This window comes from Dellaglioa algida DSM 15638 (genome assembly GCF_001434695.1).
Lineage (GTDB): Bacteria > Bacillota > Bacilli > Lactobacillales > Lactobacillaceae > Dellaglioa > Dellaglioa algida.
Window position 1 is genome coordinate 83,926 of sequence record NZ_AZDI01000001.1, and the last position, 26,531, is coordinate 110,456.

32 protein-coding genes, 1 tRNA gene and 1 other annotated feature are annotated in these 26,531 nt (G+C 35.1%); of the genes, 30 read left to right on the plus strand and 3 right to left on the minus strand.

Annotated elements, in window-relative coordinates; all coding sequences use genetic code 11:
* Nucleotides 1-15 precede the first annotated feature (15 nt).
* Together greA and FC66_RS00480 are read left to right on the plus strand one after the other, a co-directional pair.
* Nucleotides 16-498: a transcription elongation factor GreA gene (gene greA, locus FC66_RS00475; protein ID WP_057973405.1), complete on the plus strand. Its 483-nt coding sequence runs from the start codon at nt 16-18 to the stop codon at nt 496-498.
* A gap of 79 nt (nt 499-577) precedes the next feature.
* Nucleotides 578-1,246 carry a potassium channel family protein gene (locus FC66_RS00480; RefSeq protein ID WP_057973406.1) on the plus strand — a complete coding sequence of 223 codons (669 nt, stop codon included), beginning with the start codon at nt 578-580 and terminating at the stop codon, nt 1,244-1,246.
* 49 nt (nt 1,247-1,295) lie between these two features.
* Here FC66_RS00480 and FC66_RS00485 read toward each other — a convergent pair whose 3' ends face one another.
* A complete protein-coding gene (locus tag FC66_RS00485; RefSeq protein WP_057973407.1) occupies nt 1,296-3,932 on the minus strand; it encodes a YfhO family protein in 2,637 nt (878 codons plus the stop codon).
* 235 nt (nt 3,933-4,167) lie between these two features.
* Here FC66_RS00485 and FC66_RS00490 point away from each other — a divergent pair, with 235 nt between their 5' ends.
* The 6 genes from FC66_RS00490 to FC66_RS00515 all read left to right on the plus strand — a co-directional run bounded on the left by FC66_RS00490 (nt 4,168) and on the right by FC66_RS00515 (nt 8,980).
* The gene (locus FC66_RS00490; RefSeq protein WP_057973408.1) at nt 4,168-6,246 is read left to right on the plus strand and encodes a peptidoglycan D,D-transpeptidase FtsI family protein; all 2,079 of its coding nucleotides are present in this window, start codon (nt 4,168-4,170) and stop codon (nt 6,244-6,246) included.
* Nucleotides 6,247-6,400: 154 nt separating this feature from the next.
* On the plus strand, nt 6,401-6,550 hold the full coding sequence (gene rpmG, locus FC66_RS00495; protein ID WP_057973409.1) for a 50S ribosomal protein L33: 150 nt from the start codon (nt 6,401-6,403) through the stop codon (nt 6,548-6,550).
* Nucleotides 6,551-6,660: 110 nt separating this feature from the next.
* Entirely contained in the window at nt 6,661-7,335 is a 675-nt protein-coding gene (locus FC66_RS00500) for a rhomboid family intramembrane serine protease (protein ID WP_057973410.1), read from the plus strand.
* 20 nt (nt 7,336-7,355) lie between these two features.
* The gene (locus tag FC66_RS00505) at nt 7,356-7,556 is read left to right on the plus strand and encodes a YqgQ family protein (RefSeq protein WP_057973411.1); all 201 of its coding nucleotides are present in this window, start codon (nt 7,356-7,358) and stop codon (nt 7,554-7,556) included.
* Nucleotides 7,557-7,586: 30 nt separating this feature from the next.
* Entirely contained in the window at nt 7,587-8,552 is a 966-nt protein-coding gene (locus FC66_RS00510) for an ROK family glucokinase (protein ID WP_057973643.1), read from the plus strand.
* Nucleotides 8,553-8,572: 20 nt separating this feature from the next.
* Nucleotides 8,573-8,980 carry a rhodanese-like domain-containing protein gene (locus FC66_RS00515; RefSeq protein WP_057973412.1) on the plus strand — a complete coding sequence of 136 codons (408 nt, stop codon included), beginning with the start codon at nt 8,573-8,575 and terminating at the stop codon, nt 8,978-8,980.
* A 48-nt stretch (nt 8,981-9,028) separates the two neighbouring features.
* Here the strand turns inward: FC66_RS00515 and FC66_RS07840 are convergent, their stop codons facing one another.
* On the minus strand, nt 9,029-9,205 hold the full coding sequence (locus tag FC66_RS07840; protein WP_083478910.1) for a DUF3042 family protein: 177 nt from the start codon (nt 9,203-9,205) through the stop codon (nt 9,029-9,031).
* Between the two features lie 126 nt (nt 9,206-9,331).
* Between FC66_RS07840 and FC66_RS00520 the strand changes: the two genes are divergently transcribed.
* From FC66_RS00520 to FC66_RS00565, 10 genes are all read left to right on the plus strand, one after another.
* Nucleotides 9,332-10,069 (plus strand): glycerophosphodiester phosphodiesterase, encoded by a 738-nt coding sequence (locus FC66_RS00520; RefSeq protein WP_057973413.1) that lies wholly within the window; start codon nt 9,332-9,334, stop codon nt 10,067-10,069.
* Between the two features lie 2 nt (nt 10,070-10,071).
* Nucleotides 10,072-10,995 (plus strand): tRNA (adenosine(37)-N6)-dimethylallyltransferase MiaA, encoded by a 924-nt coding sequence (miaA, locus tag FC66_RS00525; RefSeq protein ID WP_057973414.1) that lies wholly within the window; start codon nt 10,072-10,074, stop codon nt 10,993-10,995.
* 21 nt (nt 10,996-11,016) lie between these two features.
* On the plus strand, nt 11,017-12,270 hold the full coding sequence (locus tag FC66_RS00530) for a methionine gamma-lyase family protein (protein WP_057973415.1): 1,254 nt from the start codon (nt 11,017-11,019) through the stop codon (nt 12,268-12,270).
* 100 nt (nt 12,271-12,370) lie between these two features.
* Nucleotides 12,371-12,760, plus strand: a complete 390-nt coding sequence (locus tag FC66_RS00535; protein WP_057973416.1) for a MerR family transcriptional regulator — start codon at nt 12,371-12,373, stop codon at nt 12,758-12,760.
* A gap of 25 nt (nt 12,761-12,785) precedes the next feature.
* Nucleotides 12,786-14,129 (plus strand): type I glutamate--ammonia ligase, encoded by a 1,344-nt coding sequence (glnA, locus tag FC66_RS00540; RefSeq protein WP_057973417.1) that lies wholly within the window; start codon nt 12,786-12,788, stop codon nt 14,127-14,129.
* A 152-nt stretch (nt 14,130-14,281) separates the two neighbouring features.
* On the plus strand, nt 14,282-15,166 hold the full coding sequence (locus FC66_RS00545; protein ID WP_057973418.1) for a hypothetical protein: 885 nt from the start codon (nt 14,282-14,284) through the stop codon (nt 15,164-15,166).
* Nucleotides 15,166-16,098, plus strand: a complete 933-nt coding sequence (locus FC66_RS00550; protein WP_057973419.1) for a hypothetical protein — start codon at nt 15,166-15,168, stop codon at nt 16,096-16,098. Before FC66_RS00545 ends, FC66_RS00550 begins: the two co-directional genes overlap by 1 nt.
* A 49-nt stretch (nt 16,099-16,147) precedes the next feature.
* Nucleotides 16,148-16,690, plus strand: a complete 543-nt coding sequence (locus FC66_RS00555; RefSeq protein ID WP_057973420.1) for a dUTP diphosphatase — start codon at nt 16,148-16,150, stop codon at nt 16,688-16,690.
* 254 nt (nt 16,691-16,944) lie between these two features.
* On the plus strand, nt 16,945-17,142 hold the full coding sequence (locus FC66_RS00560) for a DUF378 domain-containing protein (RefSeq protein WP_057973421.1): 198 nt from the start codon (nt 16,945-16,947) through the stop codon (nt 17,140-17,142).
* A 32-nt stretch (nt 17,143-17,174) separates the two neighbouring features.
* Entirely contained in the window at nt 17,175-17,384 is a 210-nt protein-coding gene (locus tag FC66_RS00565) for a CsbD family protein (protein ID WP_057973422.1), read from the plus strand.
* Between the two features lie 1,056 nt (nt 17,385-18,440).
* Here the strand turns inward: FC66_RS00565 and FC66_RS00570 are convergent.
* Nucleotides 18,441-18,514: transfer RNA gene (locus FC66_RS00570), tRNA-Arg, on the minus strand.
* Between the two features lie 173 nt (nt 18,515-18,687).
* Here FC66_RS00570 and FC66_RS00575 point away from each other — a divergent pair.
* The 12 genes from FC66_RS00575 (at nt 18,688) to FC66_RS00630 (ending at nt 26,529) form a co-directional block, all read left to right on the plus strand.
* Nucleotides 18,688-19,320, plus strand: coding sequence for a TetR/AcrR family transcriptional regulator (locus tag FC66_RS00575; protein WP_057973423.1), 633 nt, complete (start codon nt 18,688-18,690; stop codon nt 19,318-19,320).
* Between the two features lie 53 nt (nt 19,321-19,373).
* Nucleotides 19,374-19,459: a sequence feature (ribosomal protein L21 leader region), on the plus strand.
* A gap of 18 nt (nt 19,460-19,477) precedes the next feature.
* Nucleotides 19,478-19,786: a 50S ribosomal protein L21 gene (rplU, locus tag FC66_RS00580; protein ID WP_057973424.1), complete on the plus strand. Its 309-nt coding sequence runs from the start codon at nt 19,478-19,480 to the stop codon at nt 19,784-19,786.
* A gap of 21 nt (nt 19,787-19,807) precedes the next feature.
* Nucleotides 19,808-20,137 (plus strand): ribosomal-processing cysteine protease Prp, encoded by a 330-nt coding sequence (locus FC66_RS00585; protein WP_057973425.1) that lies wholly within the window; start codon nt 19,808-19,810, stop codon nt 20,135-20,137.
* Between the two features lie 22 nt (nt 20,138-20,159).
* Nucleotides 20,160-20,447, plus strand: a complete 288-nt coding sequence (gene rpmA / locus FC66_RS00590) for a 50S ribosomal protein L27 (RefSeq protein ID WP_083478911.1) — start codon at nt 20,160-20,162, stop codon at nt 20,445-20,447.
* Between the two features lie 72 nt (nt 20,448-20,519).
* The gene (locus tag FC66_RS00595; RefSeq protein ID WP_057973427.1) at nt 20,520-21,581 is read left to right on the plus strand and encodes a M24 family metallopeptidase; all 1,062 of its coding nucleotides are present in this window, start codon (nt 20,520-20,522) and stop codon (nt 21,579-21,581) included.
* 80 nt (nt 21,582-21,661) lie between these two features.
* Nucleotides 21,662-22,222: an elongation factor P gene (gene efp, locus FC66_RS00600; protein WP_057973428.1), complete on the plus strand. Its 561-nt coding sequence runs from the start codon at nt 21,662-21,664 to the stop codon at nt 22,220-22,222.
* Nucleotides 22,223-22,242: 20 nt separating this feature from the next.
* Entirely contained in the window at nt 22,243-22,674 is a 432-nt protein-coding gene (locus tag FC66_RS00605) for an Asp23/Gls24 family envelope stress response protein (RefSeq protein WP_057973429.1), read from the plus strand.
* Nucleotides 22,674-23,120 carry a transcription antitermination factor NusB gene (gene nusB / locus FC66_RS00610; protein WP_057973430.1) on the plus strand — a complete coding sequence of 149 codons (447 nt, stop codon included), beginning with the start codon at nt 22,674-22,676 and terminating at the stop codon, nt 23,118-23,120. The genes FC66_RS00605 and nusB overlap by 1 nt, the downstream gene beginning before the upstream one ends.
* A gap of 104 nt (nt 23,121-23,224) precedes the next feature.
* Nucleotides 23,225-24,076 (plus strand): bifunctional methylenetetrahydrofolate dehydrogenase/methenyltetrahydrofolate cyclohydrolase FolD, encoded by an 852-nt coding sequence (gene folD / locus FC66_RS00615; RefSeq protein WP_057973431.1) that lies wholly within the window; start codon nt 23,225-23,227, stop codon nt 24,074-24,076.
* A complete protein-coding gene (gene xseA / locus FC66_RS00620; protein ID WP_057973432.1) occupies nt 24,069-25,412 on the plus strand; it encodes an exodeoxyribonuclease VII large subunit in 1,344 nt (447 codons plus the stop codon). Before folD ends, xseA begins: the two co-directional genes overlap by 8 nt.
* Nucleotides 25,413-25,646 carry an exodeoxyribonuclease VII small subunit gene (locus tag FC66_RS00625; protein ID WP_057973433.1) on the plus strand — a complete coding sequence of 78 codons (234 nt, stop codon included), beginning with the start codon at nt 25,413-25,415 and terminating at the stop codon, nt 25,644-25,646.
* A complete protein-coding gene (locus FC66_RS00630) occupies nt 25,639-26,529 on the plus strand; it encodes a polyprenyl synthetase family protein (RefSeq protein WP_157051972.1) in 891 nt (296 codons plus the stop codon). The genes FC66_RS00625 and FC66_RS00630 overlap by 8 nt, the downstream gene beginning before the upstream one ends.
* Nucleotides 26,530-26,531 lie beyond the last annotated feature (2 nt).

Here is a 26,531-nt window from a genome sequence, read left to right on the forward strand (position 1 = left end):
TAAGAGGAGTAAGTAATGGCAGAAGATAAAGTATACCCAATGACCGTAGACGGTAAAGTTAAACTTGAAGAAGAACTTGAAACATTAAAAACAAAAACACGTGCAGAAATTATTAACCGAATTAAAATTGCGCGTAGCTATGGTGATTTATCAGAAAATTCAGAATACGAATCAGCTAAAGATGAACAAAGCTTTGTTGAAGGTCGTGTTAAGACAATCGAACATATGCTACATTATGCAGAAATTATTGATAATGCTGGTATAGACGACGATGAAGTTTCAGTTGGAAAAACAGTTTCATTTATGGAACCCGGTGAAGAAGCGGAAACGTATACGATTGTTGGCGCGGCAGAAGCTGATCCAATGTCTGGTAAGATTTCTAATGAATCACCAATTGCCAAGGGATTACTTGGTCATAAATTAAATGAAACAGTGACGATTGAAACACCAAATGGTAATTTTGATGTTAAAATTACGGATGTTAAAGATAATTTATAAAAGTTAAATAGAAAAGATTAAGGTGCAAATATATTTGTTCTTAATCTTTTTTTATTAAAATTAAGTGGGGTGAAATAAATTGAAAAAAAATTTTGCAATAATTGGATTGGGCCGATTTGGTTCAAGCGTTTGTCAAACTTTGATTGAATCTGGACAAGAAGTTCTGGTTATTGATAAGGATGAAGCGAGGGTAAACGACTATATGGATATTGCAACGCACGCCGTTGTTGCGGACGCTCAAGATGATGAAGCGTTAAAGTCAATTGGGATTCGTAATTTTGACCATGTAATTGTTGCAATTGGTGAAGATATTCAAGCGAGCATCTTAGTTACGTTAATGGTTAAAGAATTGGGCGTTCCCGTTGTGACGGCTAAAGCTTTAAATGAATATCATGCGCGAGTACTCCAAAAAGTTGGAGCAGATCATATTGTACATCCCGAACGAGATATGGGAATAAAGCTTGGTAGGGCATTAAGCTCCAATCATTTGCTAGACTATCTAGATTTAGATGATGGGTATCGACTGGCTGAAATTGATATGACAGACCCAAGATACGTCAATAAAACATTAGATGAGTTAAATTTTAGGTCAACGTTTAACTTGAATGTGATTAGCATTAGACGTGGTAAAGAAATGATTATTTCGCCATTGGCGGACCAAGTTATCTTACCAAACGATCAATTGCTAATTATTGGAGAAACAAGATTTGTTACAGAATTTGATGAAAAAATGAATAAAACAAAATAAAAGGATAAGATTGCATATCGCAATCTTATCCTTTTGTATTACGCAAAAACTATTTAATCAGTCTTTTGATGGTGTTAATAATTGGACCAATAAGAACGATTAATACGGCTAGAATCGAAATTAGAAAGCCAATACCCATGTAAGGTGGCCAATAAACGAGCTTAACAGTATGTTTACCAGGCGCAACGCTAAAGGCAAGGAAGGTATCCATAGATTTAGTTGTTGAGACCGACTTACCGTCTATTTTTACATGCCAACCTTTGCTATACGGAATAGTTGTGAAAATAGCCTGATGAGTCTTTTTAACATTTACTGAGCCAGTAATTGAATGTTGATTATATTTTTTAACGTTTAATTCATTTGCCTGCAAATGATTAATTTGTGTTTCAAATGACCTTACGTCCATTCGATATAGCGTAAAGTTTTCTAAGAAAAGGGTTCTTTTCTTTAATTTTGCCGTTAAAGTGATTTTTTTACCTTTATCATTTGATGCAATATTTACAACAACAGTATTTCGATAAGTTTTATACTGTTTCAATTCATGACCATTTAACTTAAATAGGACATTATCTGTGCTTAATCCGGCGCCTAAAGTTAAGTAGTAAGCATCATTTGTTGTTGGCGTATAAGTAAAGTTTACAATTCCAGGTTTACTCAATTTAGTTTTAGTTAACATAGAGTCAGTTAAATTGGCTTGTGAACCAACGTTGTCAAAGTTAACGGTATTAAAATTGATTGGTGAGAATAAGGTACTATTGTCTGCACCTGTAAGAGAAGTTAGCCAGTCCGATTGATATCTCAATGGGTTAGTTGCCTTGTTTTTCTTCGAAATAACAGTATCATTTGCCACGTAACCAATTGATAAGGCATACGGATTTTTAACTGTCTCAGTTAATGAATCACTTGAAACAGTATTGTAGTAAGACGTATCAGGTTTTTCAGTCAGTGGTGTTAGAGTTTCTAGTTGTGTTGTAAGAGCTTTTGACGATTTCATTTGTTTCGGAGTGAACACGTATTTCATGTTTAACAGAGCATCTGTCAGTAAAGTACCATTTGAATAGGTGACATAGTTATCGCCGTCTGGTTGCCCAATCTTACCGTAAAAGGTTGGAATAGATTTCGAGAAGGCGGAGCTAAAGTGAGATCCGCTGAAAAAATCGGCTGACATTGCATCATTTTTGGTACGACTATATGTTTGAGCAACACGATAGAAAGAATTGTCTATTTTCTTTAAAGACTTACTTTCTGTTGCTAAAGCTGATGTTGAAACGTCGTACTCACTCGTAGATAAATAACTAATATTATCTAACGAATAAACGGCATTACAAGACATTTCGGCAATAACACCCATACATAATAACCATTTAAATGAAGGTGATGAATGGTCTTGAAACTGAATTAATATTAGCATTAACAAAATAAATAGAATCGATAAAAATAAGGTTTCGTTTGATAGATAATTGTATGTTGTTCCCGATAAGAATAGGTAAGTGAACATGCCAATGAATAAAATGCTTATGATACCTATCTTCCAATATTTAACAGGATTAAAGTATTCGAACTGTTGAGCAGCCAATAGAATAATCCAAAAACAGAATACGAACGAAAAGCGATAAGGGTACCAAACTGGGAATTGCATCCCGTGCCACAGCAAATCTAAAGGTTCAAAACACATAGATAAAACGAGGAAACTTGTGATTAAGAAAGCGACGACTCGTTCTCTAATAGAGAAACGATTATTCATGAAATATAAAATAAAACCAATTAAAACTAAGCTTCCGACAAAGATATTTGGAAAGCCAGAAGGCATTTGATCAAAATTAAAAGAGCCAATTACAAATTTTGACAGCATTGCTAATGGGTTATACTCAAACTTCGCTTTAATAGATTCTTCAGTATATTGGCCCTTGCTCGAAAGTAAGGAAAATAGGGTTGGAAATAAGATAACGGCCGAAATTGCTACAGAAATTAGTGATTTATATGTAAAGGTCCAGGCCTTTTTTAGGAATTGTTTAAATGTTATGCTTACACGACTTGTGGTATACAAGAAGTATAAAATCATAAAGAGACAAACCATATAACCCATGTAGTAATTAGCAACTAAAAGTAATGCAAGCCACCAAGTGTATGCCCAACTCTTAGAATTATTTTGTAGTTTTTCAAAACCTAAAATGACAAGAGGTAATAAAATCACCGCATCTAGCCACAACAGATTAAGCTGGTTTGCAATCGTCCAGCCCATTAAGGCGTATGCCGTAGCAAAGAGTGGAATGTAAAATGAGTTCATTCTCGTTGTTTTTTTCAGGAGTAATCCAAAAGTAAGGCCCGATAAAGCATATTTGAGGAGTGTAACCACCATAACCCCGGCGACTATTGATTTACCCGGAAAAAGTAAAAAGATGAGATTAAAAGGACTCATCAAGTAATATGCCCATTCACCTAACATGTCACCGCCAATGGCTTGTGAAAATGAGTAAAAGAAACTTGTAGGATGGTGAAGAAGCGTCGCTCTAAAGTATGAGAAAAAATCAATATATTGCTGACCTAAATCAACAGTTAATAAAGAACTGTTTCCAAATGGATACATTTTTCGACCAATGAAGTAACAAAGCATGATGGTGAACGGAATAAGAAAGCTTAAGAGAAGAACATGATGTTTTTTTAGGTAATTTTTTATTGGGAGCATTTTAAAACCTCTCTGACTATTAATGTATGGTAATAAGAATAGCATATTTAGGCGTTAATCACATGAATCAATAATAGATGTAAGCACCAAATTAAAAGATAATTAAAGTTTTTATTACAATACAATCCGTTCTCTCGCTTATGATCACAATGGGTCTCAAAATGTGGTAATATGATAAGTGATATATTTATACGAACTAAAAGACTAATAATGATACAGTGAGAGGTAATTAAACGTGAAACTTCCAAAATCAAAGCAGGGTCGAAGTAAACAAAATAAATCGCATATTCCATTCAGATTAAATTTCTTATTCTTTATCGTTTTCTTACTTTTTGCAGCATTACTGGCACAATTAGCTTATCTGCAAATTTTAAACGGGGCTTCATTTGAAGCAACTGTCAATAGCACGGATACGACAACGGAAACTAAGAATGTTCAACGAGGGATGGTTTATGATTCAACGGGTAAAGTATTAGTTGGCAACAACTCTTCGCGAGCAATCACGTACACAAAAGGATCAGGGGTTTTGTCGCCTGATTTATATAAGATTGCCAATAACTTAGTAACATATGTCAGTATTGATACAAAAAAATTGACGGATCGTAATGCTGCTGACTACTACTTGGCAGATAAAAAACATCTATCTACGGTTACCGCTGCAATTAAAAAAGAAAAAAATTTAACCAATGCTGATATCAACAAATTAGCTAGTGCCGATTTTAACGCAATGGCGGTTGATTATGTTGTTCAAAATAATATCGACTCATTAAATGATAAAGAAAAAGAGGCCGCCGTTGTTTTTGCCAAAATGACAGGTGCATACTCATTATCAACGGTTTATTTAAAAACGACTGATGTATCGGATACAGAAATGGCCGAAGTTGGTGAACATTTATCAGGCATGAATGGCATTAAAATTGGGACTAACTGGTCAAGAAGTTATCCAAATGGTAAAAGTATGAATAGTATCATTGGAAATGTTACTAGCGAATCGACTGGGTTACCTAGTGATAATATCGAAACATTAATGGCTGAAGGTTATTCAAGAAATGATAGTGTTGGGCAGAGTTACTTAGAGAAACAGTATGAAGATGTTTTAAAAGGAACGAAGTCACAAACAAAGGTTGAAGTGGCCAATAGTAAAATTGTGAAACAGGCGCAAGAATACAGTGGCGAAAAAGGGGACAATCTTGTCTTAAATATTAATGCTGAATTCCAAGCAGAAGTACAAAAAATTATGAATGATAGTGTAAAATCAATTGCCGGAAGTAACCCATACAATCCCGGTGCTTACGCCGTTGTTATGAATCCTAATACTGGTGCAGTTTATGCCATGGCTGGAGTTAATCGGAATATTAAGACTGGCAAGGTTACCGATGATGCACTTGGGTCAATAAATCAAGTGTTTACAATGGGTTCAGTTGTTAAAGGAGCGACAGTTATGGGAGCCATGATGGACGGTGTGATTACGCCATCAAGTAATACAATAACTGATGAGCCGATTAGGCTTGCCGGAACAGCACCTAAATCATCGTGGTTTAATACTTCTGGTTCCGCTAATATGACGTTATCAGCATCTGATGCGTTAATGGTCTCTTCTAACTCGTACATGATGCAATTGGCAATGCGAGAGGGTGGATTTAAGTATTCAAGCGGATCTTCACTTGATATGGCAAATTCTATCTTCCCAAAAATGCGTGGTTATTTTAACCAATTTGGACTAGGTATCAAAACAGGTGTTGATTTACCTGGGGAATCAACTGGATTTGAAGGGGTAGCTAACCAAGAAAATATTGGTAAAGCACTTGATTTATCTTTCGGAAATTATGATTCATATACGACAATTCAATTAGCGCAATATATGGCAACGATGGCTAACGGTGGGACAAGATTACAACCACAAATTGTTAAAGCAATTCGTTCAACGAACGAAGATGGTTCATTAGGATCTGTTAAAACGGAGATGACGCCTAATATTTTAAGCACGGTTAATGCAACAAAATCTCAATTTGATGTTGTTCAATCTGGATTCTATAAAGTTGTTCATGGATCAAACTCATTGAGGACTGGTGGTATGATGAGCGACGCCACACCATCAATTTCAGCTAAAACAGGTACTGCACAAACATTCTATGGGACGGCTGAAACGGAAGCGCTCAGTTTGGCTTCATATGCGCCATCAAATAAACCTAAAGTGGTTGTGGCGTTGGTATTCCCTGGTATGGCTAACAATACGGGTAGCGGTATTAATTCGCAGGCGGCAGTTAAAATTTACTCAGCGTTCTGGAAAATGGTAGAATCTAGTGATAAATAAGCATCATAGTTAGTGATTTTGTTGCTGTAAAGTAAATTTCCTTAACAAATAAAAAAAAACACTAGCGTTTACTTATTAATAATGATATTATATAAGACGTTAAAGACTAATATGTCTTATGAAATTATGAAGAAATATATGGAGGGTTGCAACCATGCGTGTACACATTACATTAGAATGTACGGAATGTCATGAACGGACATACCTATCAAGTAAAAACAAACGTAATAATCCAGATCGTGTTGAGCTTAATAAATTTTGCCCACGTGATCGTAAGGTTACTTTACATCGCGAAACAAAATAACAACAGGGATTTTCCTGTTGTTTTTTTATTTTAAATAACTTTTATACTATTTGAAACAAAATCTTGTAAACGTTATTTTGTAAATTATTAGATAAATAAGGAGCTATTTCATGAATTTGGCAAAATATAAAAGCACACCATTTATGACGTACTTCTTCATAGGACTATCGGCAATTATTTTTGTCATGATGACGATTGCTGGTGGTAGCCAGGATACAAACGTCTTAATTGAATTTGGTGCGAAATATAATCCACTTATCATAAATGGTGAGTGGTGGCGATTATTTAATCCCATATTTTTGCATATTGGTTTTGAACATATCGTACTTAATATGTTTACGCTATATTTTATTGGAATTCAGATTGAGACAATATTTGGACATTGGCGTTTTACGGGTATTTATTTGCTGGCAGGTATTGCCGGAAATATCGCTAGCTTTACGTTCAGTCCAGATACCATCTCGGCTGGCGCTAGTGGTGCTATTTTTGGGTTATTTGGTGCTTTTTTAATGCTAGGAGATAACTTTAGAGAGAGTGCTTATTTCAGACAGATGTCACAGCAGTTTCTATTATTTATTATGTTAAATTTGGTATTTGGATTTATGTCATCAAGTACGGATAATGCCGCCCATATTGGTGGTATTTTATCCGGATTCTTAATTGCAACTACTGTGGGTGCACCAAATTTGGCACAGATTAGTCGTGTTAAACAGGTAGCAGCATTTATTATTTTTATCGTGATTAATTTAGTTCTAATCAGAATTGGTGTTTCTAACAGTATTTAGCTTAAGGTGGTGGCTACCAAATGAAAGATTTATATGATGTCCAACAACTATTGAAGCAATTCGGTGTGTATGTCTATGTTGGTAAGCGAATGTGGGACATAGAATTGATGGCGTTAGAGTTAGATAATTTACATCGGTCAGGTGTGATTGATGATAAAATCTATGCTAGGGCTAAAATCGTACTATCTCACGAACACAGAATCGAAGAACAAAATAATTGAGAGCATAAGTGGAGGAATTGAATAATGGCAATCGAAAAAAAATTAATCGGTGTTGATTTAGGTGGCACAACGGTTAAATTTGCAATTTTAACAGAAACAGGCGAAATTCAACAAAAATGGAGTATCGAAACAAACGTCCTTGATGAAGGGTCACATATCGTACCAGACATCATTGATTCAATTAATCATCATATCCAATTATTTGATATGACTGCAGACCAATTCAGTGGTATTGGCATGGGCTCACCAGGTACAGTTGATCGTGCAAATGGAACTGTCATTGGTGCCTACAACTTAAACTGGAAAACATTGCAAAATGTTCAATCAGAAATTGAAGCAGGTACTCAAATTACATTTGCCATTGATAACGATGCTAACGTTGCTGCTTTAGGCGAACGTTGGAAGGGTGCTGGCGAAGATGATGATGAAGTTGCCTTTATCACACTTGGAACTGGTGTTGGTGGCGGAATCATTGCTAACGGTAAATTAGTGCATGGTGTTGCCGGTGCCGGTGGTGAAATTGGACATATTACAGTTGAACCAAATGGTTACATGTGTACTTGTGGCAAAAGAGGTTGTTTAGAACAATACGCATCAGCTACGGGTGTCGTACGTGTTGCTCGCGATATGGCTGAAGAATTTGCTGGTCAATCAAAATTAAAAGAAATGTTAGACGATGGTCAAGAAATAACATCAAAATTAGTTTTTGATTTGGCTAAAGATAACGATGCTTTGGGTAAAATGGTTGTAGATAGAGTTTCTTATTACTTAGGTTTGGCTTGTGGGAACTTGGGTAATATGTTGAACCCTGCCTATATTGTTATCGGTGGTGGTGTTTCCGCTGCCGGAACTTTCTTGTTGGATCAAGTAACAAAATACTTTAAACAATTCTCATTCCCAACAGTTCGTTCATCAACATCATTAAAATTAGCACAATTGGGAAATGAGGCTGGCGTTATCGGTGCCGCTTCACTTGCTCGTCAGTTTATTAAATAATAATTGAGGGGAGAACCATCATGATTTTAGGAGCAATGAAAGTTAATGTAATCATTAATATTATTTTAATTATTATTTTAGTAGGTCTTGCTGGTAATCAATTTTACCTTTGGTACATGGGCCGTCGTTCAGCTAAATTAGTTACAAATGAAGAATTTAATGAAGGTATGCGCAAAGCGCAAATCGTTGATTTACGTGAAAAGAGTGAATTTGATGCTTCTCACATCATGGGTGCTAGAAATATTCCGTATTCTCAATTTAAAACGGCAGTTGGTGGATTAAGAAAAGACTTACCTCTTTATCTATATGATCAGGGTAAATCGATTAGTACTCGCGCTGCTTTTAAGTTGCATAAACAAGGATATACAGATATTACTATTTTGAAAACAGGTTTTTCAAAATGGGATGGGAAAACTAAAAAACGTTAAATAAATAAAAGCATCGAAGAATTTTTATTCTTCGATGCTTTTATTAGTTTATGAATGATGTGATGAGCGACTCTTACGTGTTGCACGTTTACGATTATCTTCAATCATTTGTTCTTTTTCTTCAAGAGGTGCAACGACGGTTTTTTTAAAGGCAACAACACTACCAATTAATGCGCCTACAGTTGCAGCTGCTCCAACAAAGAATCCTTTTGAGAAGTTTTTCATTATGTAGACCTCCTTATTCATTTGACCCCTTCATTATGACTTATTCCGGCTAAAATTGCCACTAAAAGCACCGCTATTTTTTGATTAATGATATAATAATTTTTGGAAGTTAGGGGTGGGTTGCGAATGAAGACGAAAATTTTTGCACATCGTGGTAGTAAAGGAACTAGACCAGAAAATACATTAATTAGTTTTCAGGCCGCAATAGATGCAGGTGCCGATGGCATTGAAACCGATGTTCAGTTGTCCAAAGATGGCAAACTAATCATTATGCATGATGAAAAAATTGATAGAACAACTAATTTAACAGGTAGAGTAACTGATTTAACTCTAGCTGAATTAAAAAAAGCAGATGCTGGCGTTAAATTTAGCGACGAATATCGGGGAGAACAAATTCCAACTTTGGAAGAAGTTATTGAATTATTGAAGCGCAATAACTTTAAGGGGACATTTAATTTAGAATTGAAAACAAATCATATTGAGTACCAAGGAATTGAAGAACTCGTGAACGAACAAATGAGACAATTACCAGCGGATATTCATCTTTTGTATTCGAGTTTTAATCCAAATTCTATTCGAAGAATGCAGAAAATTAATCCTGAAGCCGAATTTGCAAGTTTATTTCAATTTAAAATTAAAGAGTCGCGTCTTTTGGCTAAGAATCATTTGATTACTAGCTTACATCCTGATGTCACTTGGTTAAGAGAACGGCATGGTTTATTTTGGCCAAAGTTATTAATTCGTCCTTGGACAGTTAATTCGACTAAAAATATGATCTATTGTTTTAAAAAGAAGTATGACGCTATTTTTACGGATTACCCGGCAAAGGCGTTGGAAGTACGAAAGAACATTCAAGGAGATTAGAAATGACACAAAAAGTATTGCTGATTGTTGGACCGACTGCAGTTGGTAAAACTGATTTATCAATCAAGTTGGCGAAAAAATTCAATGGTGAAATTATTTCGGGTGACTCTATGCAAGTCTATCGTAAGTTGGACATTGGAACCGCTAAAGTTACGGAAGACGAGATGGATGGAATACCACATCATTTAATTGATCATAAAAATAGCGATGAGCGCTATTCAGTTGCCGAGTTTGTAGAAGAAAGTCGCGTGGCTATTGCCGATATTGCTATCAGAGGGAAACTACCGATAATCGTTGGAGGAACTGGATTTTATTTGCAAGCTCTGCTTGATAATTTTCAGTTAGGTACAAATAATGACGATGATTTAAGCCTTAGAGGAAAGCTCCAAGAACGTGCCGAACAACTGGGCCCTGAAGCGATTTGGCAGGAGTTAAACGATTTGGATCCAAAAGCTGCATTAAAGATTCCAATCAATAATACACTACGGGTAATTAGGGCTTTAGAGGTTATTCAGAAATCAAACGAATTGTTCTCGGCACAGGACGACAAAAAAACGAATGAGTATGATCCGTTCATTATCGGCTTATCTACAGATAGAGCCATATTATATGAGCGAATTAACCAACGTGTTGATTTAATGATTCAATCAGGACTTGTCGATGAGGCAAGATGGCTCTTTGACCAGAAAATTGATGATCTCCCGGCCGGAAAAGGAATTGGCTATAAGGAGCTGTACCCTTACTTTGAAAACACTCAATCGCTTGAAGAAGCAACGGAATTAATTAAACGAAACTCAAGGCGCTATGCGAAAAGACAGCTAACTTGGTTTAGGAATAAGATGACGGTCAATTGGTTTGATCTAATTGAATACCCAGAGCAATTGGCTATGATAGAGCAACAAGTGACCGATTGGTTACGAAACTAAAGGATATCAGGAGACGAATACATGAAAAAATGGACAGATAATTTACCAGATAAATTGGTTGAGATTGTGGCAGAAACTGATACTCAGATTGAATCGAAGTTAAAAGAAATTGATGAACAAGTTCTATTTAATCAACAAAAAGTTTTAGAAGCATTTAAGAAGAATAATGTTTCTGAAACTTATTTTGCCGGATCAACGGGCTATGGTTATGATGATATTGGTCGTGATGGACTTGATCGTATCTATGCAGATGTTTTTAAAACAGAATCGGCAATGGTGAGACCACAAATCGTTTCTGGCACGCATTCAATTTCAACGGCCCTTTTTGGTATGTTACGACCTGGGGATGATTTATTGTACATCACAGGGATGCCATACGATACGATTCAGGCAGTTATTGGTGTTTCCGGTACTGGTATTGGTTCAATGAAAGAATACGGCATTGGGTTTGATTATGTACCGTTGACGGATGATGATCATATGGACATTGAAGGCTTAAAAGAAAAACTGACTGATAAAGTTAAGGTTGTTGCCATTCAACGTTCTCGAGGGTATGCGACCCGGGATAGTTTTGTTGTCTCTGAAATTGCAGACATGATCAAAGAAGTACGGAACATTTCGAAAGATATTATTATTTTTATTGATAATTGTTATGGCGAATTTTCTGAAACCATTGAACCAACAGAAGTTGGAGCTGACATTATGGCAGGTTCTTTAATTAAGAATGCAGGTGGTGGGCTAGCTAAAACGGGTGGTTATATTGTTGGTCGAGCAGATTTAATTGAACAGGCTGGATATCGGTTAACAACTCCCGGTACAGGTAACGAAGAGGGCGCAACTTTAAACGTTATGAGAGATTTCATTCAAGGGTTCTTTTTATCACCTCACGTAACAGGCGAGGCGATTAAAGGTGCTATTTATACAAGTGCTTTACTCGAAAAAATGGGGTTAGATGTTTCGCCTAAATGGGATGCACCTCGAACAGATTTAATTCAGACGGTTAACTTTGGTAAACCGGAACCCATGGTTAAATTTGCGCAAGCAATCCAACATGAATCTCCCGTAGATGCTTATGTTGAACCTAAACCAAGTGAAATGGCCGGTTATGAAGATAAAGTTATTATGGCTGCGGGAACTTTTGTTGAAGGTGCAAGTGTTGAATTATCAGCCGATGGTCCACTAAGAGAGCCTTATACACTCTATGTTCAGGGCGGATTAACGTATGCGCATGTCAAGTTGGCAGTTACGGCAGCCGTAGAAAAAACATTTTATTAAACAGTTAGCTACAAGTTATGTTATAAAATCTAACATTGCGCGTTGACAGCGATTTATTTCCTTGTTACTATAAGACTGTAATTAAAGAGGAGGCTTGTTTATGAAAGAGAAGGAACTCAGAAGGTCATTGGCGGTTCTACCAATTGGAACGGTAATGAAGTTAACGGACTTAACAGCTCGTCAGATTCGTTATTATGAGGAGCAAGAATTAATTATGCCTCAAAGAAATGATGGTAATCGTAGAATGTATTCACTGAATGATATTGACAAATTATTTGAAATTAAAGATTATTTAGATGAAGGCGTAAATATGGTTGGCATTAAGGAAATTTATATTGAAAAAGAAGTGCGCGCTAAAAGACAACGTGAATTGTTAAAGAAACCTTTAAGTGATAACGATGTTAGACGTATTTTTCAAAATGAATTTCTTTCAGTTAGTGGACTAAAAAATCCTGATGAACCTTCTTTTAACGCAAACAAGCCTCTATAAATTATAAATAATGAGGAGAGATAAAATGGCAAAAGCTGCATACACTAAAGATGATATTGTTTCACTGGCAAAGAAAGAGAACGTTAAGTTTTTAAGACTAATGTTTACAGATTTATTCGGAATTATTAAGAACGTAGAAGTTCCGATTAGCCAACTAGACAAATTATTGGAAAACAAATTAATGTTTGATGGTTCTTCAATCGACGGATTCGTTCGAATCGAAGAGAGTGATATGTACCTATACCCAGATTTATCGACTTGGATGATTTTTCCGTGGGAACATGAACATGGTAAAATTGCGCGTATTATTTGTGAAGTATATAACGCCGACAGAACACCGTTCCAAGGCGATCCAAGAAATAATTTAATCCGTGTTTTAAAAGAAATGAACGATTTAGGCTTTACGGAATTTAATATTGGACCTGAACCAGAATTTTTCTTATTTAAATTAGATCCCATTACGGGGAAACCAACAACACAGTTAAATGATAAAGGAAGCTATTTTGATTTAGCACCAGTTGATTTGGGTGAAAACTGTCGTCGAGATATTGTTTTAGAACTAGAAAACATGGGCTTTGACGTTGAAGCCTCTCATCATGAGGTCGCACCCGGTCAGCATGAAATTGATTTTAAATACGCGGATGCACTACAAGCCTGCGATAATATTCAAACATTTAAATTAGTCGTTAAGACGGTTGCCAGAAAACATGGCTTACACGCAACATTTATGCCTAAACCATTGAACGGGATTAATGGTTCAGGAATGCATATTAATATGTCACTATTCCATAAAGATGGTAATGCCTTTTTTGATGAAAAAGACGAGATGCAATTATCTGAATCGGCTTATCAATTCCTCGGCGGATTATTACAACATGCGCGTGGATACACGGCGGTAACAAATCCTACAGTTAATTCATATAAACGCCTTGTTCCCGGATTTGAAGCACCTGTTTACGTTGCTTGGTCTGGTCGTAATCGTTCACCATTAGTGCGTGTTCCAATCGCACGTGGATTATCAACTCGTTTAGAGTTAAGAAGTGTTGATGCGACAGCTAATCCTTACCTTGTTATTGCTGCTATCTTAGAAGCAGGACTTGATGGACTTAGAAATAAGGTTGTTCCACCGGCATCTGTTGATAGAAACATCTACGTGATGAATCGTCAGGAACGTCAAGATAACCAAATTGGTGATTTACCATCGACGTTGCATAATGCCATTAAAGCGCTAGAGAAAGATGATGTTATGGAAAAAGCGATGGGTCCTCATTTGTATCCAAGCTTTATCGAAGCTAAACAATTGGAATGGTCCGCTTATCGTCAAGAAGTTTCTGAATGGGAAAGAGATCAATATTTAGAACTTTATTAAAAAAAGTGTAATAAAGATTTGAAATGACTAACTAAATGATTGATAATGAAACTAGAGCAAGTAAAATTGTTTTAGTTTTTTTGATTATGCAAAGAATAATAAAATACATAGTAAAAAAAGCAACAATTAAATATGAAATAAAGGGGTAAAACATGATGAAAGACAACCAATTTAGTTTATCAGATCATGATGAAGCTACCAATAATATAGAATTCGCACTCTCTAAAAAAGTTGAATATTTAAATCAACTAAGAGAGGCCATTAAACAACAAGATGATCGCTTAGTTTATCAATTAATTAACCAATCACGTTATGCGCAACTTTTATTAAAAAAGAGAAGCGTTTCAGAAATGGCCGTTCAAGAAGAATTGGTCGTTAAAGATTATCCGCAAATTCAACAATATTTAAGCTTGAAACTTATTTCATATTTACGTGATGCTTATCCATTCTTCTATTTTGAAGAAATGACAGTTGGAAAATTTAAAATTCATTTTGGTAACTGGTGGGATCGTAAAGAATTTGGATATTTAGACGTTTTAAATGTTGAATTTAAATTCGATGAAGAAGAGCTAGCTAAGTTGGCTAAATCATTTGAACTAGAATCAACGAATAAACGTGTTAATACGGATAAGATTAATCAAATTTCAACTCAAAATAAAGAACGTCAAGAATTGGTTGATTCTCAAGATGAACGTGATGCTGAGAAAGATAAAATTCGTGAAGAAATGAAACGTAACTCGCAAGAAAAAGGCCGTCCTTGGGATGCTGGACGTATTCGTGAAGAACGACGTGTTCTGAAAGAACGTCTGACGAAATTAACTGAAATGGACGAAGAAGCTAATAGCGCCTATCAAGATATTAAATCAAGCGAGACTGATGTTTTAAGTTTAGCAAAAGAAGATACGTTAATTGGTTATGAAAGACAGAGTGTTATAGGTGTATTTGGTGACTTTGAAAAATTTACTAAACATAATAATGAATTATATAGCAATTATTTATCTCACCTAATTAGTCAAAAAGGACAGGTGACTGAATAATGGCAGAAAAAGAAAAGAAATTAATTTCAACAAAATCTCGTTTAGTAGAATTTAATGAACAAATTAAATTGAGCTTAAATAACGGTATTAAATTTACTGAAACATTAGACATTTTGATGAACACACAAGATAAAGTTGAATTAATTGATGCCGCAATGAGCCTAATGGGTTATCAATTAGATACAAGCTATTTAACTTTCCCACAAAAATATAGTGCTGCAGATTATTGTTTACTCTTCTTTAATCGCTTAATGGACTTACATGATAATGAAACAGCTATTTTACATTTTTCGGAACCTAGAAAAGCACTTGTTCATGAAATTCCTGGAATTAATGCTGTCGATAGTTTTTCATTCAAAATTGATGATAGCGATGGTGCTTATTATGTTGCACAAGAGTCGGGCGCTTCGCTTTTTTATCTGAATTTACGTAAGAGAATGATTCGGATTAATAGTTCAGCCATTACGAATGTCTTAATCGTTAGTTACTTAGAGAAGTTAGATGCAAAAGCAATTAAGCACCTTGAAATGATGTTGATTGATTTTGCAACGTATTTAAAAGAGGATTACGGATTCAGTGTTGATCTTAACCTCTTGGATTCGGGTAATCCGGCAAGGTATGAATTAGCCGAAGATATGCTCAAAAGAGATGTTATTGATGAATTATTTGTACTCGCCTCAGAGAATGAGTTAATGGTTGAGGCGGGCGCTAACAACAGTGCTGTTCTAAAACTAGCAAACTCAGAAATAACAATTTATGATCAGAAACAAATGGGCGAAAATGACAATGAAAAATGGGTTATCGCAGTTATGGATACAACTCAGGAAATATCATGGTTTGATATTTTATTAAATGAACCTTTCATTAGGAACTGGTATTTAAATAATATTAGTGAGTTAAGTATTAAATCAGATCCCTTAATATTTAAATAATAAGATAAAATCTGTCCTTTAATGGACAGATTTTTTTGGAGGAAAATAAGTGAATTTAACAGATATGATCCAAATGGAACGAAAATTTGACCGAGATGTTATCCAGGATAAAAAAATCAGATGGAGTCCAGAAGAAAGGTTATTTAACGCTTATGTAAGTTTAGACGTTGAGTTATCAGAATTGGCAAACACAGTTGAATGGTTCAAGGTTTGGAAAGATAATCGGGGACAAAAAACTGAAGCAGGTAAGACGCATGAAGAAACGGTACTTTCAGAATATGTTGATGCGATGAGCTTTTTCTTTAATATTGCAAACCAAAATAAATGGACATACCTGCTATTAATCAGCGATGACGAAATGGCTGATTTTGCAAAAAAACCAATGACGATATCTCTAAATAAAGTTTTTTTATCACTAAAATTAATGATTTCTAAAAGTTTGTTTAGTCATAAATTGGAAGATTTTAAACATGCTTGGCATCTTTTTATAAAATTTGGATTGGTTGATCTTAAATTATCTTGGGATGATATTGAAGAAGAGTTTGTTAAAAAAAATATTGAAAATGTTGAAAGACAAGAAAATAACTATTAATTTAATGTTTTACAATAAATAATATATGTTTATTATAAAATTCATTCAACGAAGTGCCCTCCGATGCCAGACGTAAATCTGATATTGAAGGGCTATTTATATACTTTTTATTTAAGAAAGGGTATTAGCATCCGTAATTATTAATTTTGATATACATTCATTTTTAATTATGGTTATTATAATCATATTAATTGATTTTTGATGTTGGGATGGTATACTTAAAGTGTACCCAAATAGTAGAGGGGGAGACAGAGATGAGAATGCTTAATAATATTTTGTTTAGTCTATTAATTGTTGGTGGCTTAAATTGGTTATTAGTAGGTATTTTTAGATTTGATCTGATTGCCTTTCTATTTGAAGGTGCCATCCCCACTAGTTACGGTGTTATATATATTCTCGTAGGTGTAATTGTTATCTGTTCATTAAGTCTTTTTAAGAAAACCAACGATTGAGTTGGTTACGATAAATAAAAGGAGGAAGTACAATGACAAAAGAAGATAGATTTGATGCGAAGATGGATCAAGTTAAGGGTAAAATCACGGAAACTAAGGGTAAGATAACCCATGATAAACAAGAAGAAGTTAAGGGCAGGGCAGAAGGTTTACTTGGTAAAGCTAAAGAGAAACTAGAAGATGTTAAAGATGATGTCTCGGAAAAAATAATTGAAGTTATGGATAAAAGTAAGAAGAAATAATTAATCATTAGAAATAGCCCCCACATTAGAAGTGAGGGCTATTTCTGTGTCTGATCTTAATAGAGTTATCTATTATTTCTTAAGACGATATATAAAGTATACGCAGAAATTAATAAAGCAATGACGCTTATTGTGATAGAAATAGTATTCATTAGTTATTCTTCCTTTTTTGTATATTTTCTACTTTAAATAAATATTTTGTGAGCGTATTTTCGTATTAGAATGACATATCAGAAAGCTTATATCTTTCTGATATGCCATTATATTTTATGATTTCCCTCATTCTGGTATTATAGTGCAATTGTTAATTAATAACCCTTTAACTATAAATATTATCATACTGAGATTTTTAATAGCATTCAAAGCTTAATTACCAATAAGGGTATTTGTGACAAATGAAATCAACGAAACCAATGATTAAATATGGCTATTTTAGTCTGATACCGGGGGCACTTCATCCTACTACTTTTTAAATCTTGTTCTGTAGAAAGTGGTTAATGATCCAACGGCAATTATAAATATAAGCATTAAGCCCCATTGATGCGTAAAGGCGGATATAATTAAAGCGATAGCTATTAAGATTTGAAGTAGAATAAAAAGAATTTCCATTAAATATACCTCCTAATTTTTTGATTGTTAGACACTATTATACAGAAGAAAACATCATTTTAGAATGAAAACAGGATGATAAAGATTTATTTCCTTAGCTAAAATAAATTTCTCTGAACACCAGTCTTACTATGGAGTCCCTTTTCCCGAATTAGCTTAAAATATTTTTCCTTCTATGTGACATAAAAATGAATATAATAGCAAAGGTACAGCTGACACGCCAATAAAATTTTCTAGCATCCATTTACAAAAATATAACGTTCAAAAACGGATGGAAGATACGAATGATTTTACTGATATTTTTCATTCTAAAGATATCCATGCAACAAATATGCAACAAATGTTTTCACCATCCTATGCTTTTTAGTTCTTTCTCAGGTAAAAAAAACAGGAACACCTATTTAAAGGCATTCCTGTTTTTTTAAATCGTTCTAATGTGACTATCCATGACTTGGGTGAGATTCGAACTCACGACCGTCCGCTTAGAAGGCGGATGCTCTATCCAGCTGAGCTACCAAGTCATAACAACATCCAATAGTATATGATAAAATACCGGTGTTTGTCAATCAAAATTAAGGAAACTCTTTTAACAATATTAAATGTAAATGAAATTTTTAATGAAATGTATTATACTAGTAGAGTAATATACACAAATAGAAATTAAGTCTAATTAAAATGAATGAAGAGGTTGGAAATGGTTGATTCTAATGATCCAAGAGTAAAAAGAACAAAACAAAATTTAAAAAAATCATTAGTGGTCCTTATGCAGCATTATAAAGTTGAAAATATTAGTGTTCAAAAAATTACTCAAGAGGCAAATGTAACTCGAGGAACATTTTATTTACATTATCATGATAAACAGGATTTTATTGATCGAGCAATGGATGAAATTTTGGATGATTTTTTTGATAATATTATGATTATGTCAAAGCAGACGCCGGACAAAAAATATGTCTATTCAAATCCAGTGGAAGTTTGTTGTCTGGACAGAGTGTTTAATTACTTGCAGGATGAGTCAATGATGTTTGGCGTTCTTTTGAATAGTCAAGAAGATGTCGCTTTTTCTGATAAAGTATATGATCGATTAGTTATTTATTTGAATAACTTCAGGGAGCAATTGGCTGGCGATTTTGAAGTATCTAAGATACCTAATGAGCTACAAGTATCATATGTGGCTTCGGCCCACCTAGGGTTCATTAAGCGCTGGTTGCGGGATGATATGATTTATACACCGCATTACGTTGCCAAAGTACTAAAAGAAATAACGGGTGTTGACACAAGTAATGGCGTTAATCTGACACATTTCTTTGTTGAAAATGAAGGATAGCGTTGACTTAATAACTCACATTTGATACTATAATAACGTTGTATTTGTGAACACCACAACTGCAACCGCACGTTTTAAGTTTTTAAGCGTTGGATTATTACAATCCGACCACTAAATTACGGCGAGTCTAAGTAATCTATAAGGAGGTGTAATACACATGTACGCAATTATTAAAACAGGTGGCAAGCAACTTAGAGTTGAAGCCGGAGAAGCTATTTACATTGAAAAATTATCAGCAGAAGCTGGTGAAAAAGTTACATTTGATGAAATTGTTTTAGTTGGTGGCGAAAAAACCGTTATTGGTGCTCCTTTTGTTAAAGGTGCTACAGTAACTGGTACTGTTGAAAAGCAGGGCCGCGAAAAGAAAGTTGTTACTTTCAAATACAAGGCTAAGAAACATTCTCATACAAAACAAGGTCATCGTCAACCATATACTAAGGTTGTTATTGATGCCATTAACGCATAATTTTGAAAGTAGGTTACTAGTATGATACGTGCAGTTGTTTCCCGGAGAGATGCCAAAATCATCGATGCGTTTGAAATAACAGGGCATGCTGATTCTGGTGAATATGGTCAAGATATTGTGTGTGCTGCGGTTTCAGTGTTGACCATTAATACGGTTAACAGTTTAACCGAAATTGCTAAAATCGACCCTGAGGTTGAGATGGACAAAGAAAACGGTGGCTTAATGAAAGTTAAGTTACCGAATTCAGAGCTAACCAATCCCAACGGACAATTGCTTTTAGAAAGTTTAGTCTTAGGACTACAGTCAATTGAGCAAAACTATCAAGATTACATTGAATTAACACTTAAATAATAAACTATAACAAGGAGGTGCATTGATTATGTTAATGAATTTACAATTTTTCTCACATAAAAAAGGTGGGGGTTCTACTTCTAATGGTCGTGACTCTGTCGGTAGACGTTTAGGTTCTAAGAGAGCTGACGGACAAGAAGTAACAGGTGGTTCAATTCTTTATCGTCAACGTGGAACACGTATTTATCCTGGTGTTAACGTTGGTAAAGGTGGAGATGATACTTTGTTTGCTAAAGTCGATGGTATCGTTCGTTTCGAACGTAAAGGCCGCGATAAGAAACAAGTCTCTGTATACCCTGTAGCTGAATAATAATAATTTAAAGGAAATCTCTTCATTTATGACAGAGATTTCCTTTTTTTGTACATAAAAAGGAGAACTTAAATGAATATCAATAGAATTGAACAATTAAGATCAACGTTTGAAAATCTCTCGATTGATTCATTTTTGGTAACTGATATCGTAAATATAAACTATCTGAGTGGATTTGAAGGCGACGGTGTATTATTAATTACGGACAAACAACAATTTATAATCACTGATCTTAGATACGAATTGGCGTTAGAAGATTACGACAATAGATTTGAAATTGAATTTACTCGGAACTATCTGGGCGTTGCAGCCGATATCATTGAAAAAAATGGACTCACCGTCATGGGATTTGAGTCTTCAATATCGTTTTTAGAATACGAGCAATTGGATGAAGAGTTGACTAGCGATTTAGTATCACTTACTAACATCGTTGAGGAGTTACGACGTATTAAAGACAAATTTGAACAAGAAAAATTAGTTAAGGCAGGACAACTGGCCGATGAAGCATTTGATTACATTGTTGGAACAATAAAAATCGGGCAAACAGAAATTGAAATCGCTAATCGATTAGACAGTTACTTGAAGAGTTTAGGTGCGTCAAACGAATCATTTGAAACAATTGTGGCAAGTGGTATTCATTCAACGTGGCCACACGCGACAGTTTCAAATCGGAAAATTCAAAAGCAAGATTTAATTACGATTGATTTTGGTTATTATTATCAGGGGTACACGTCTGATGTAACCAGAACCGTTGCTATCGGATCGATATCTGATGAATTAAAAAAAATATACGATACCGTATTAATGACACAGGAACATGTTATTTCGCTAATTAAACCGGGATGTAGATTGAGTGAGTTAGCAAGGGTCGCGAATGAAATGATTGCGGAGGCCGGATATGGTGACTACTTTAATCATGGTATCGGTCACGGGATTGGCTTATCAATTCACGAATTACCTAATATCAGGATCAATGACCAAAATGGTGTTTTAATGGTCGGAGATGTTATCACAATTGAACCAGGTATTTATGTACCGAAACTTGGTGGTGTACGAATTGAGGACGATATTTTGGTTGTTGAAAATGGCCATCAATTGTTAACGGATTCTTATAAAAAATTAATGATAATATAGACTTTAACTTGCTTTTATATGTTCATTATTGCTATTATTAGAACTATGAGATACACGAGATACTAGGAGGAATTTGCTTTATGATGTCCGTTAATGAATTTAAAAATGGTGTTACGATCGAGGTTGATGGTGATTTATGGCGTGTTGTTGAATTTCAACATGTTAAGCCAGGTAAAGGTTCAGCCTTTGTCCGTTCAAAATTAAAGAATCTCCGTACAGGCGCAGCACAAGAAAAGACATTCCGTGCCGGTGAAAAAGTTCAAAAGGCACAAATTGATAACAAAAAAATGCAATATCTTTATGCGGATGGTAGTAACTACGTGTTTATGGATATGGACACATATGAACAATTGGAATTACCTGAACAACGTGTACACGAACAGTTGAACTATTTAAAAGAGAACTTGATGGTTAACGTTATTATGTTTGGAACAGAAACAATTGGTGTCGATGTTCCTAACACGGTTGAATTAAAAGTGGCATCAACCGAAGCTGGTATTAAAGGTAATACACAGTCGGGTGGTACTAAACCAGCAGTTCTTGAGACAGGATTAGTCGTTCAAGTGCCATTCTTTGTTAATGAAGATGAAATGTTAATTATTAATACACAAGATGGGACATACATTTCCAGAGCACAATAAATCGATGGAGGTAAAAACCTATGGCTGAAGAAACAAATATTGTTTTAAAAAGTACTGAACCTTCTTTAGGTGACATTAAGATTGCACCTGAAGTGATTGAAATTATTGTTGGAATAGCCGCTAATCAAATTGATGGCGTCTACTCAATGCGAGGAACAATTGCTAAAAATTTAACTGAACTATTTGGTCGTAAAAAATCACTCGGTAAGGGCGTTAAATTAGACTTGGCAAATGATCAATTAAATATTGATGTCTTTGTTTACCTTGACTATGGAGTATCTGTGCCTAAAGTAGCCTTAATGATGCAGGAAAAGATCAAACAACAATTATTGTTTATGACAGGTTTAGAAATTATTGAAGTGAATGTTCATGTTGAAGGGGTTATTCCTGAAAAGGAAGTCGACAAACTGAATACGGACGATTTATTTTCAGAAAAAGATGGTGAAAATTAGTGAGTGTAATATTAACTAGACATGCAATTCGTGAGAAAGCATTTCAAGCGCTTTTTGCGTTAAAATCTAACCCAGATGCTGAGAGAGAAGCTATTTATCGTGAGTTGTTAGAAGTTCCTGATGAAGAATCGGCAGTTATTCCACCATATTTAGAAGCATTAGTATCAGGCGTTAGTGACAAACAAACGGAGATAGATGCTGTGATTGAGGCTAATCTAACATCACGTTGGAAATTATCACGTTTGAATAATACGGATTTAATCATTTTAAGACTTGCCATCTATGAAATGAATTATATTGATGATGTACCAGCTAAGGTTGCTTTGAATGAAGCTTTAGAGATTGCTAAAGAATTCAGCGATGATGAATCAAGAAAATTCATTAACGGTGTGTTAGATCCTGTCGTTGAAAAAATGCCAGCCGAAACTGAAGAAACAAATGAATAATGATAATTGAGAAGTGTTGCATTTTTGCAACGCTTTTTTTTTAGAAATAAATGTCTTAAATATGATAAAATATAAGAAGTAAAAAACGAAATAGAGGTACTAATATGGTTAAAATAATTGATGGTAAAGAATTAGCGCAAACAACTACTGATAACTTGAAATTCGAAATTGAAAATTTAAAGAAAAAAGGGGTCATCCCTGCGTTGGTCGTTATCGTAGTTGGAGAAGACCAGGCAAGTCAAATTTACGTTAAAAATAAACATCGAGTTGCTGAATCAATTGGTATCAAATCAATCATCACAAAATTACCAAGTTCAACATCTGAATCGGACTTATTAGCACTCATTAGTGAGTATAATGAAAATCCCGACGTTCATGGTATATTAGTGCAATTACCATTACCAAAACAAATAAATGAAAAGAAAATAACTGAATCTATTAGACCGGAAAAGGATGTAGATGGCTTTCATCCGGTTAATATTGGTCGGTTAGTTATGAATGATCCATTAGCAATTCCTTGTACGCCAATGGGAATTATGAGAATGTTTACGGCATATGATATTGACGTAGAAGGTAAAAATGCGGTTGTTGTGGGTCGTAGTAATATTGTTGGTAAACCAATGGCAGCACTGCTTTTGAATGCTAATGCTACGGTAACCGTTACGCATAGTCATACGCAAAATTTGTCGGAGATAACTAAACAGGCCGATATACTAGTCGTTGCAATTGGTCAAGCGAACTTCATAAAAAAAGCGGATGTAAAACAGGGAGCCGTTGTAATAGACGTTGGCATGAACCGTCTGGATAGTGGCAAATTGGCGGGGGACGTTGATAAAGATGTTTCTGATGTTGCTGGATATTTAACACCGGTACCAAAAGGTGTTGGACCTATGACGATTGCAATGTTGATGGAACAAACAATTGAATTAACAAAACGGAGTGTTGGAATTGGATAAAGAAAATTATTTATCAGTTACATCGTTAACCACATATCTGAAGAAAAAATTTGATGCCGATCCTTATCTCGGGACCGTTTATTTAACTGGTGAAATTTCAAACTTACGCCCTCGACCTAATGCGCACCAGTATTTTAGCTTAAAAGATGATCATGCTAAGATTAGTGCAATCATGTTTCGTTCAGCTTTTGATAAAATAAAATTTCAACCTGAGGACGGGATGAAAGTGTTAGTTGTGGGTCGTATATCTTTATACGAAGCGACTGGCAACTACCAGATTTATATTGATCGAATGGAGCCAGATGGTGTTGGGGCCTTATATCAGGCTTATGAACAGTTAAAAAATAAGTTACAAGCTGAGGGACTTTTTTCGGCGCCAAAACAACCATTGGTTAAATACCCAAAACGAATTGCGGTTATAACGAGTCCATCGGGAGCAGTCATCAAGGATATCATGACAACGGTTAACAGACGTTACCCTATTGCTCAGTTAGTTTTATTTCCCGCTATTGTGCAAGGTGATAAAGCAGCCGGCGACTTAATAAAACGCTTGGAACAAATTAATAAATTGGGCAATTTTGATACAATTATCATTGGACGAGGCGGGGGATCAATAGAAGATTTGTGGCCCTTCAATGAAGAACTAGTCGCACGCGCAATATTTGATAGCCAGATTCCAATTATATCTTCGGTTGGACATGAAACGGATACAACAATTGCCGATTTAGTTGCTGATGTTCGAGCAGCGACGCCAACAGCTGCAGCAGAATTGGCTGTTCCTGTTTACGCCGATGAGTTAATCAAAATTAATCAATTGAAAGTTAGATTGTTACAAGTAACGCAAAATTTATTGAACTTAAGAAGACAACAATTAAATAAAATTAGACAGTCTTACGTTTTTCAGCAGCCTAATCGTTTATACGAAGGTTACCTGCAAAATTTAGATAATCTATCGCAACGTTTGACACAAATAACTAAACAAACAATTATGGTTAAAAAGCAACAATTTGAACAAGTCCGTAATCAGTTGAGTTACCAAAATCCACAACAACTAGTGGAACGATTACAGGACCAAGTTCAGCAACAAGATAAGCAGCTTCGTCAAGTAATGACTTATCTACTTGAAACAAAGAAACAACAAGTTGGAGAAAAAATAAGTGCATTGGACCTATTAAGTCCATTGAAAATTATGGGCCGAGGGTATAGTTATGTTTCCATGGATGAAAACATTATTAAAAGTGTTGAATCGGTGAAGGTCGATGATAAAGTTGTCTTACATCTTGCTGATGGGCAAGCGCAAGCGAAAATTGAAAAAATTGAAAAGGAGACTCATTAGATGGCTGAAAAAAAAGCAACATTTGAAGATAACTTAGTGGAACTTGAAAAAATTGTTACGGAATTAGAACAGGGAGATGTCCCTTTGGAAAAAGCATTAACGCAATTTCAAGATGGGGTTAAACTGAGTTCAAAATTACAAAAAACGCTAGAAAATGCAGAAAAGACATTAACAAGCGTAATGAATGATTCTGGCGAAGAAATTCCATTTGAGCAGGATGCAAAAAATGATTAGTTTAACCACTTTTTCTGATGAGATTTTACCAAAATTTAATCATGAATTAGTTGGCCGCCTGCGGGATTTAGATACTGAAAAAGCTTTAAAAGAATCAATGATTTATTCAGTTGAGGCCGGTGGAAAAAGGATGAGGCCGTTATTAATTTTTGTGATTTGTCAGATGTTTAATCATGAAATTGATAACGGGGTTTATTCGGTGGCTGGTGCGTTAGAATTAATTCACACGTATTCATTAATTCATGACGATTTACCCGCGATGGATAATGATGATTTGAGACGTGGAAAGCCAACAAATCATATTGTTTATGGTGAGAGTATGGCCATTTTGGCTGGAGACGCCTTAAATACGTTAGCGTTTGAGTGGATTGGTCGTTCTGATGTGGTGGGCGACGCACAAAAAGTGGCCCTTATGTCTCGATTGGCTCAGTTGGCCGGACCAGAAGGTATGGTTGGTGGTCAAGTAGCCGATATTGAAGGTGAGCATCAAGTGTTATCACTGACGCAGTTGAAACGAGTTCATAAACGTAAAACGGGCGATTTAATTGAGTTTGCGGTTTATGCGGGTGGTATACTTGGGAATGCAACTACCGAACAACAGGCAGAGCTCATTCAATATGGTCGCCAATTTGGGTTAGCGTTCCAAATTTATGATGATATTATGGATGTTGTTGGAACTTCTGAAGAAATGGGCAAGGCCGTGCATAAAGATAATCAGGAAAATAAAAATACCTATCCTGGACTAATCGGATTGGATCAATCTTATGACACGTTGAGAAATGTAATTGATCAAGCCAAGGTAGCCATTCAAAATCTCAAAAAAACTGGCCTGGAAACCGGGTACTTAGAAGAATTATTGCACTACTTTAAATTAAAAAACTAGGA

What these genes read in the sequence shown, in the direction of transcription:
- FC66_RS00550 (WP_057973419.1), top strand. Translation starts at nt 15,166, where the DNA reads ATGGCAGAAAAAGAAAAGAAATTAATTTCAACAAAATCTCGTTTAGTA.
- miaA (WP_057973414.1), top strand. Translation starts at nt 10,072, where the DNA reads ATGACACAAAAAGTATTGCTGATTGTTGGACCGACTGCAGTTGGTAAA.
- FC66_RS00530 (WP_057973415.1), top strand. Translation starts at nt 11,017, where the DNA reads ATGAAAAAATGGACAGATAATTTACCAGATAAATTGGTTGAGATTGTG.
- folD (WP_057973431.1), top strand. Translation starts at nt 23,225, where the DNA reads ATGGTTAAAATAATTGATGGTAAAGAATTAGCGCAAACAACTACTGAT.
- FC66_RS00630 (WP_157051972.1), top strand. Translation starts at nt 25,639, where the DNA reads ATGATTAGTTTAACCACTTTTTCTGATGAGATTTTACCAAAATTTAAT.
- efp (WP_057973428.1), top strand. Translation starts at nt 21,662, where the DNA reads ATGATGTCCGTTAATGAATTTAAAAATGGTGTTACGATCGAGGTTGAT.
- FC66_RS00625 (WP_057973433.1), top strand. Translation starts at nt 25,413, where the DNA reads ATGGCTGAAAAAAAAGCAACATTTGAAGATAACTTAGTGGAACTTGAA.
- FC66_RS00500 (WP_057973410.1), top strand. Translation starts at nt 6,661, where the DNA reads ATGAATTTGGCAAAATATAAAAGCACACCATTTATGACGTACTTCTTC.
- glnA (WP_057973417.1), top strand. Translation starts at nt 12,786, where the DNA reads ATGGCAAAAGCTGCATACACTAAAGATGATATTGTTTCACTGGCAAAG.
- FC66_RS00535 (WP_057973416.1), top strand. Translation starts at nt 12,371, where the DNA reads ATGAAAGAGAAGGAACTCAGAAGGTCATTGGCGGTTCTACCAATTGGA.
- FC66_RS00560 (WP_057973421.1), top strand. Translation starts at nt 16,945, where the DNA reads ATGAGAATGCTTAATAATATTTTGTTTAGTCTATTAATTGTTGGTGGC.
- FC66_RS00515 (WP_057973412.1), top strand. Translation starts at nt 8,573, where the DNA reads ATGATTTTAGGAGCAATGAAAGTTAATGTAATCATTAATATTATTTTA.
- rplU (WP_057973424.1), top strand. Translation starts at nt 19,478, where the DNA reads ATGTACGCAATTATTAAAACAGGTGGCAAGCAACTTAGAGTTGAAGCC.
- FC66_RS00605 (WP_057973429.1), top strand. Translation starts at nt 22,243, where the DNA reads ATGGCTGAAGAAACAAATATTGTTTTAAAAAGTACTGAACCTTCTTTA.
- FC66_RS07840 (WP_083478910.1), bottom strand. Translation starts at nt 9,205, where the DNA reads ATGAAAAACTTCTCAAAAGGATTCTTTGTTGGAGCAGCTGCAACTGTA.
- FC66_RS00575 (WP_057973423.1), top strand. Translation starts at nt 18,688, where the DNA reads ATGGTTGATTCTAATGATCCAAGAGTAAAAAGAACAAAACAAAATTTA.
- FC66_RS00505 (WP_057973411.1), top strand. Translation starts at nt 7,356, where the DNA reads ATGAAAGATTTATATGATGTCCAACAACTATTGAAGCAATTCGGTGTG.
- greA (WP_057973405.1), top strand. Translation starts at nt 16, where the DNA reads ATGGCAGAAGATAAAGTATACCCAATGACCGTAGACGGTAAAGTTAAA.
- FC66_RS00585 (WP_057973425.1), top strand. Translation starts at nt 19,808, where the DNA reads ATGATACGTGCAGTTGTTTCCCGGAGAGATGCCAAAATCATCGATGCG.
- FC66_RS00545 (WP_057973418.1), top strand. Translation starts at nt 14,282, where the DNA reads ATGATGAAAGACAACCAATTTAGTTTATCAGATCATGATGAAGCTACC.
- FC66_RS00595 (WP_057973427.1), top strand. Translation starts at nt 20,520, where the DNA reads ATGAATATCAATAGAATTGAACAATTAAGATCAACGTTTGAAAATCTC.
- FC66_RS00565 (WP_057973422.1), top strand. Translation starts at nt 17,175, where the DNA reads ATGACAAAAGAAGATAGATTTGATGCGAAGATGGATCAAGTTAAGGGT.
- FC66_RS00520 (WP_057973413.1), top strand. Translation starts at nt 9,332, where the DNA reads ATGAAGACGAAAATTTTTGCACATCGTGGTAGTAAAGGAACTAGACCA.
- FC66_RS00485 (WP_057973407.1), bottom strand. Translation starts at nt 3,932, where the DNA reads ATGCTCCCAATAAAAAATTACCTAAAAAAACATCATGTTCTTCTCTTA.
- rpmG (WP_057973409.1), top strand. Translation starts at nt 6,401, where the DNA reads ATGCGTGTACACATTACATTAGAATGTACGGAATGTCATGAACGGACA.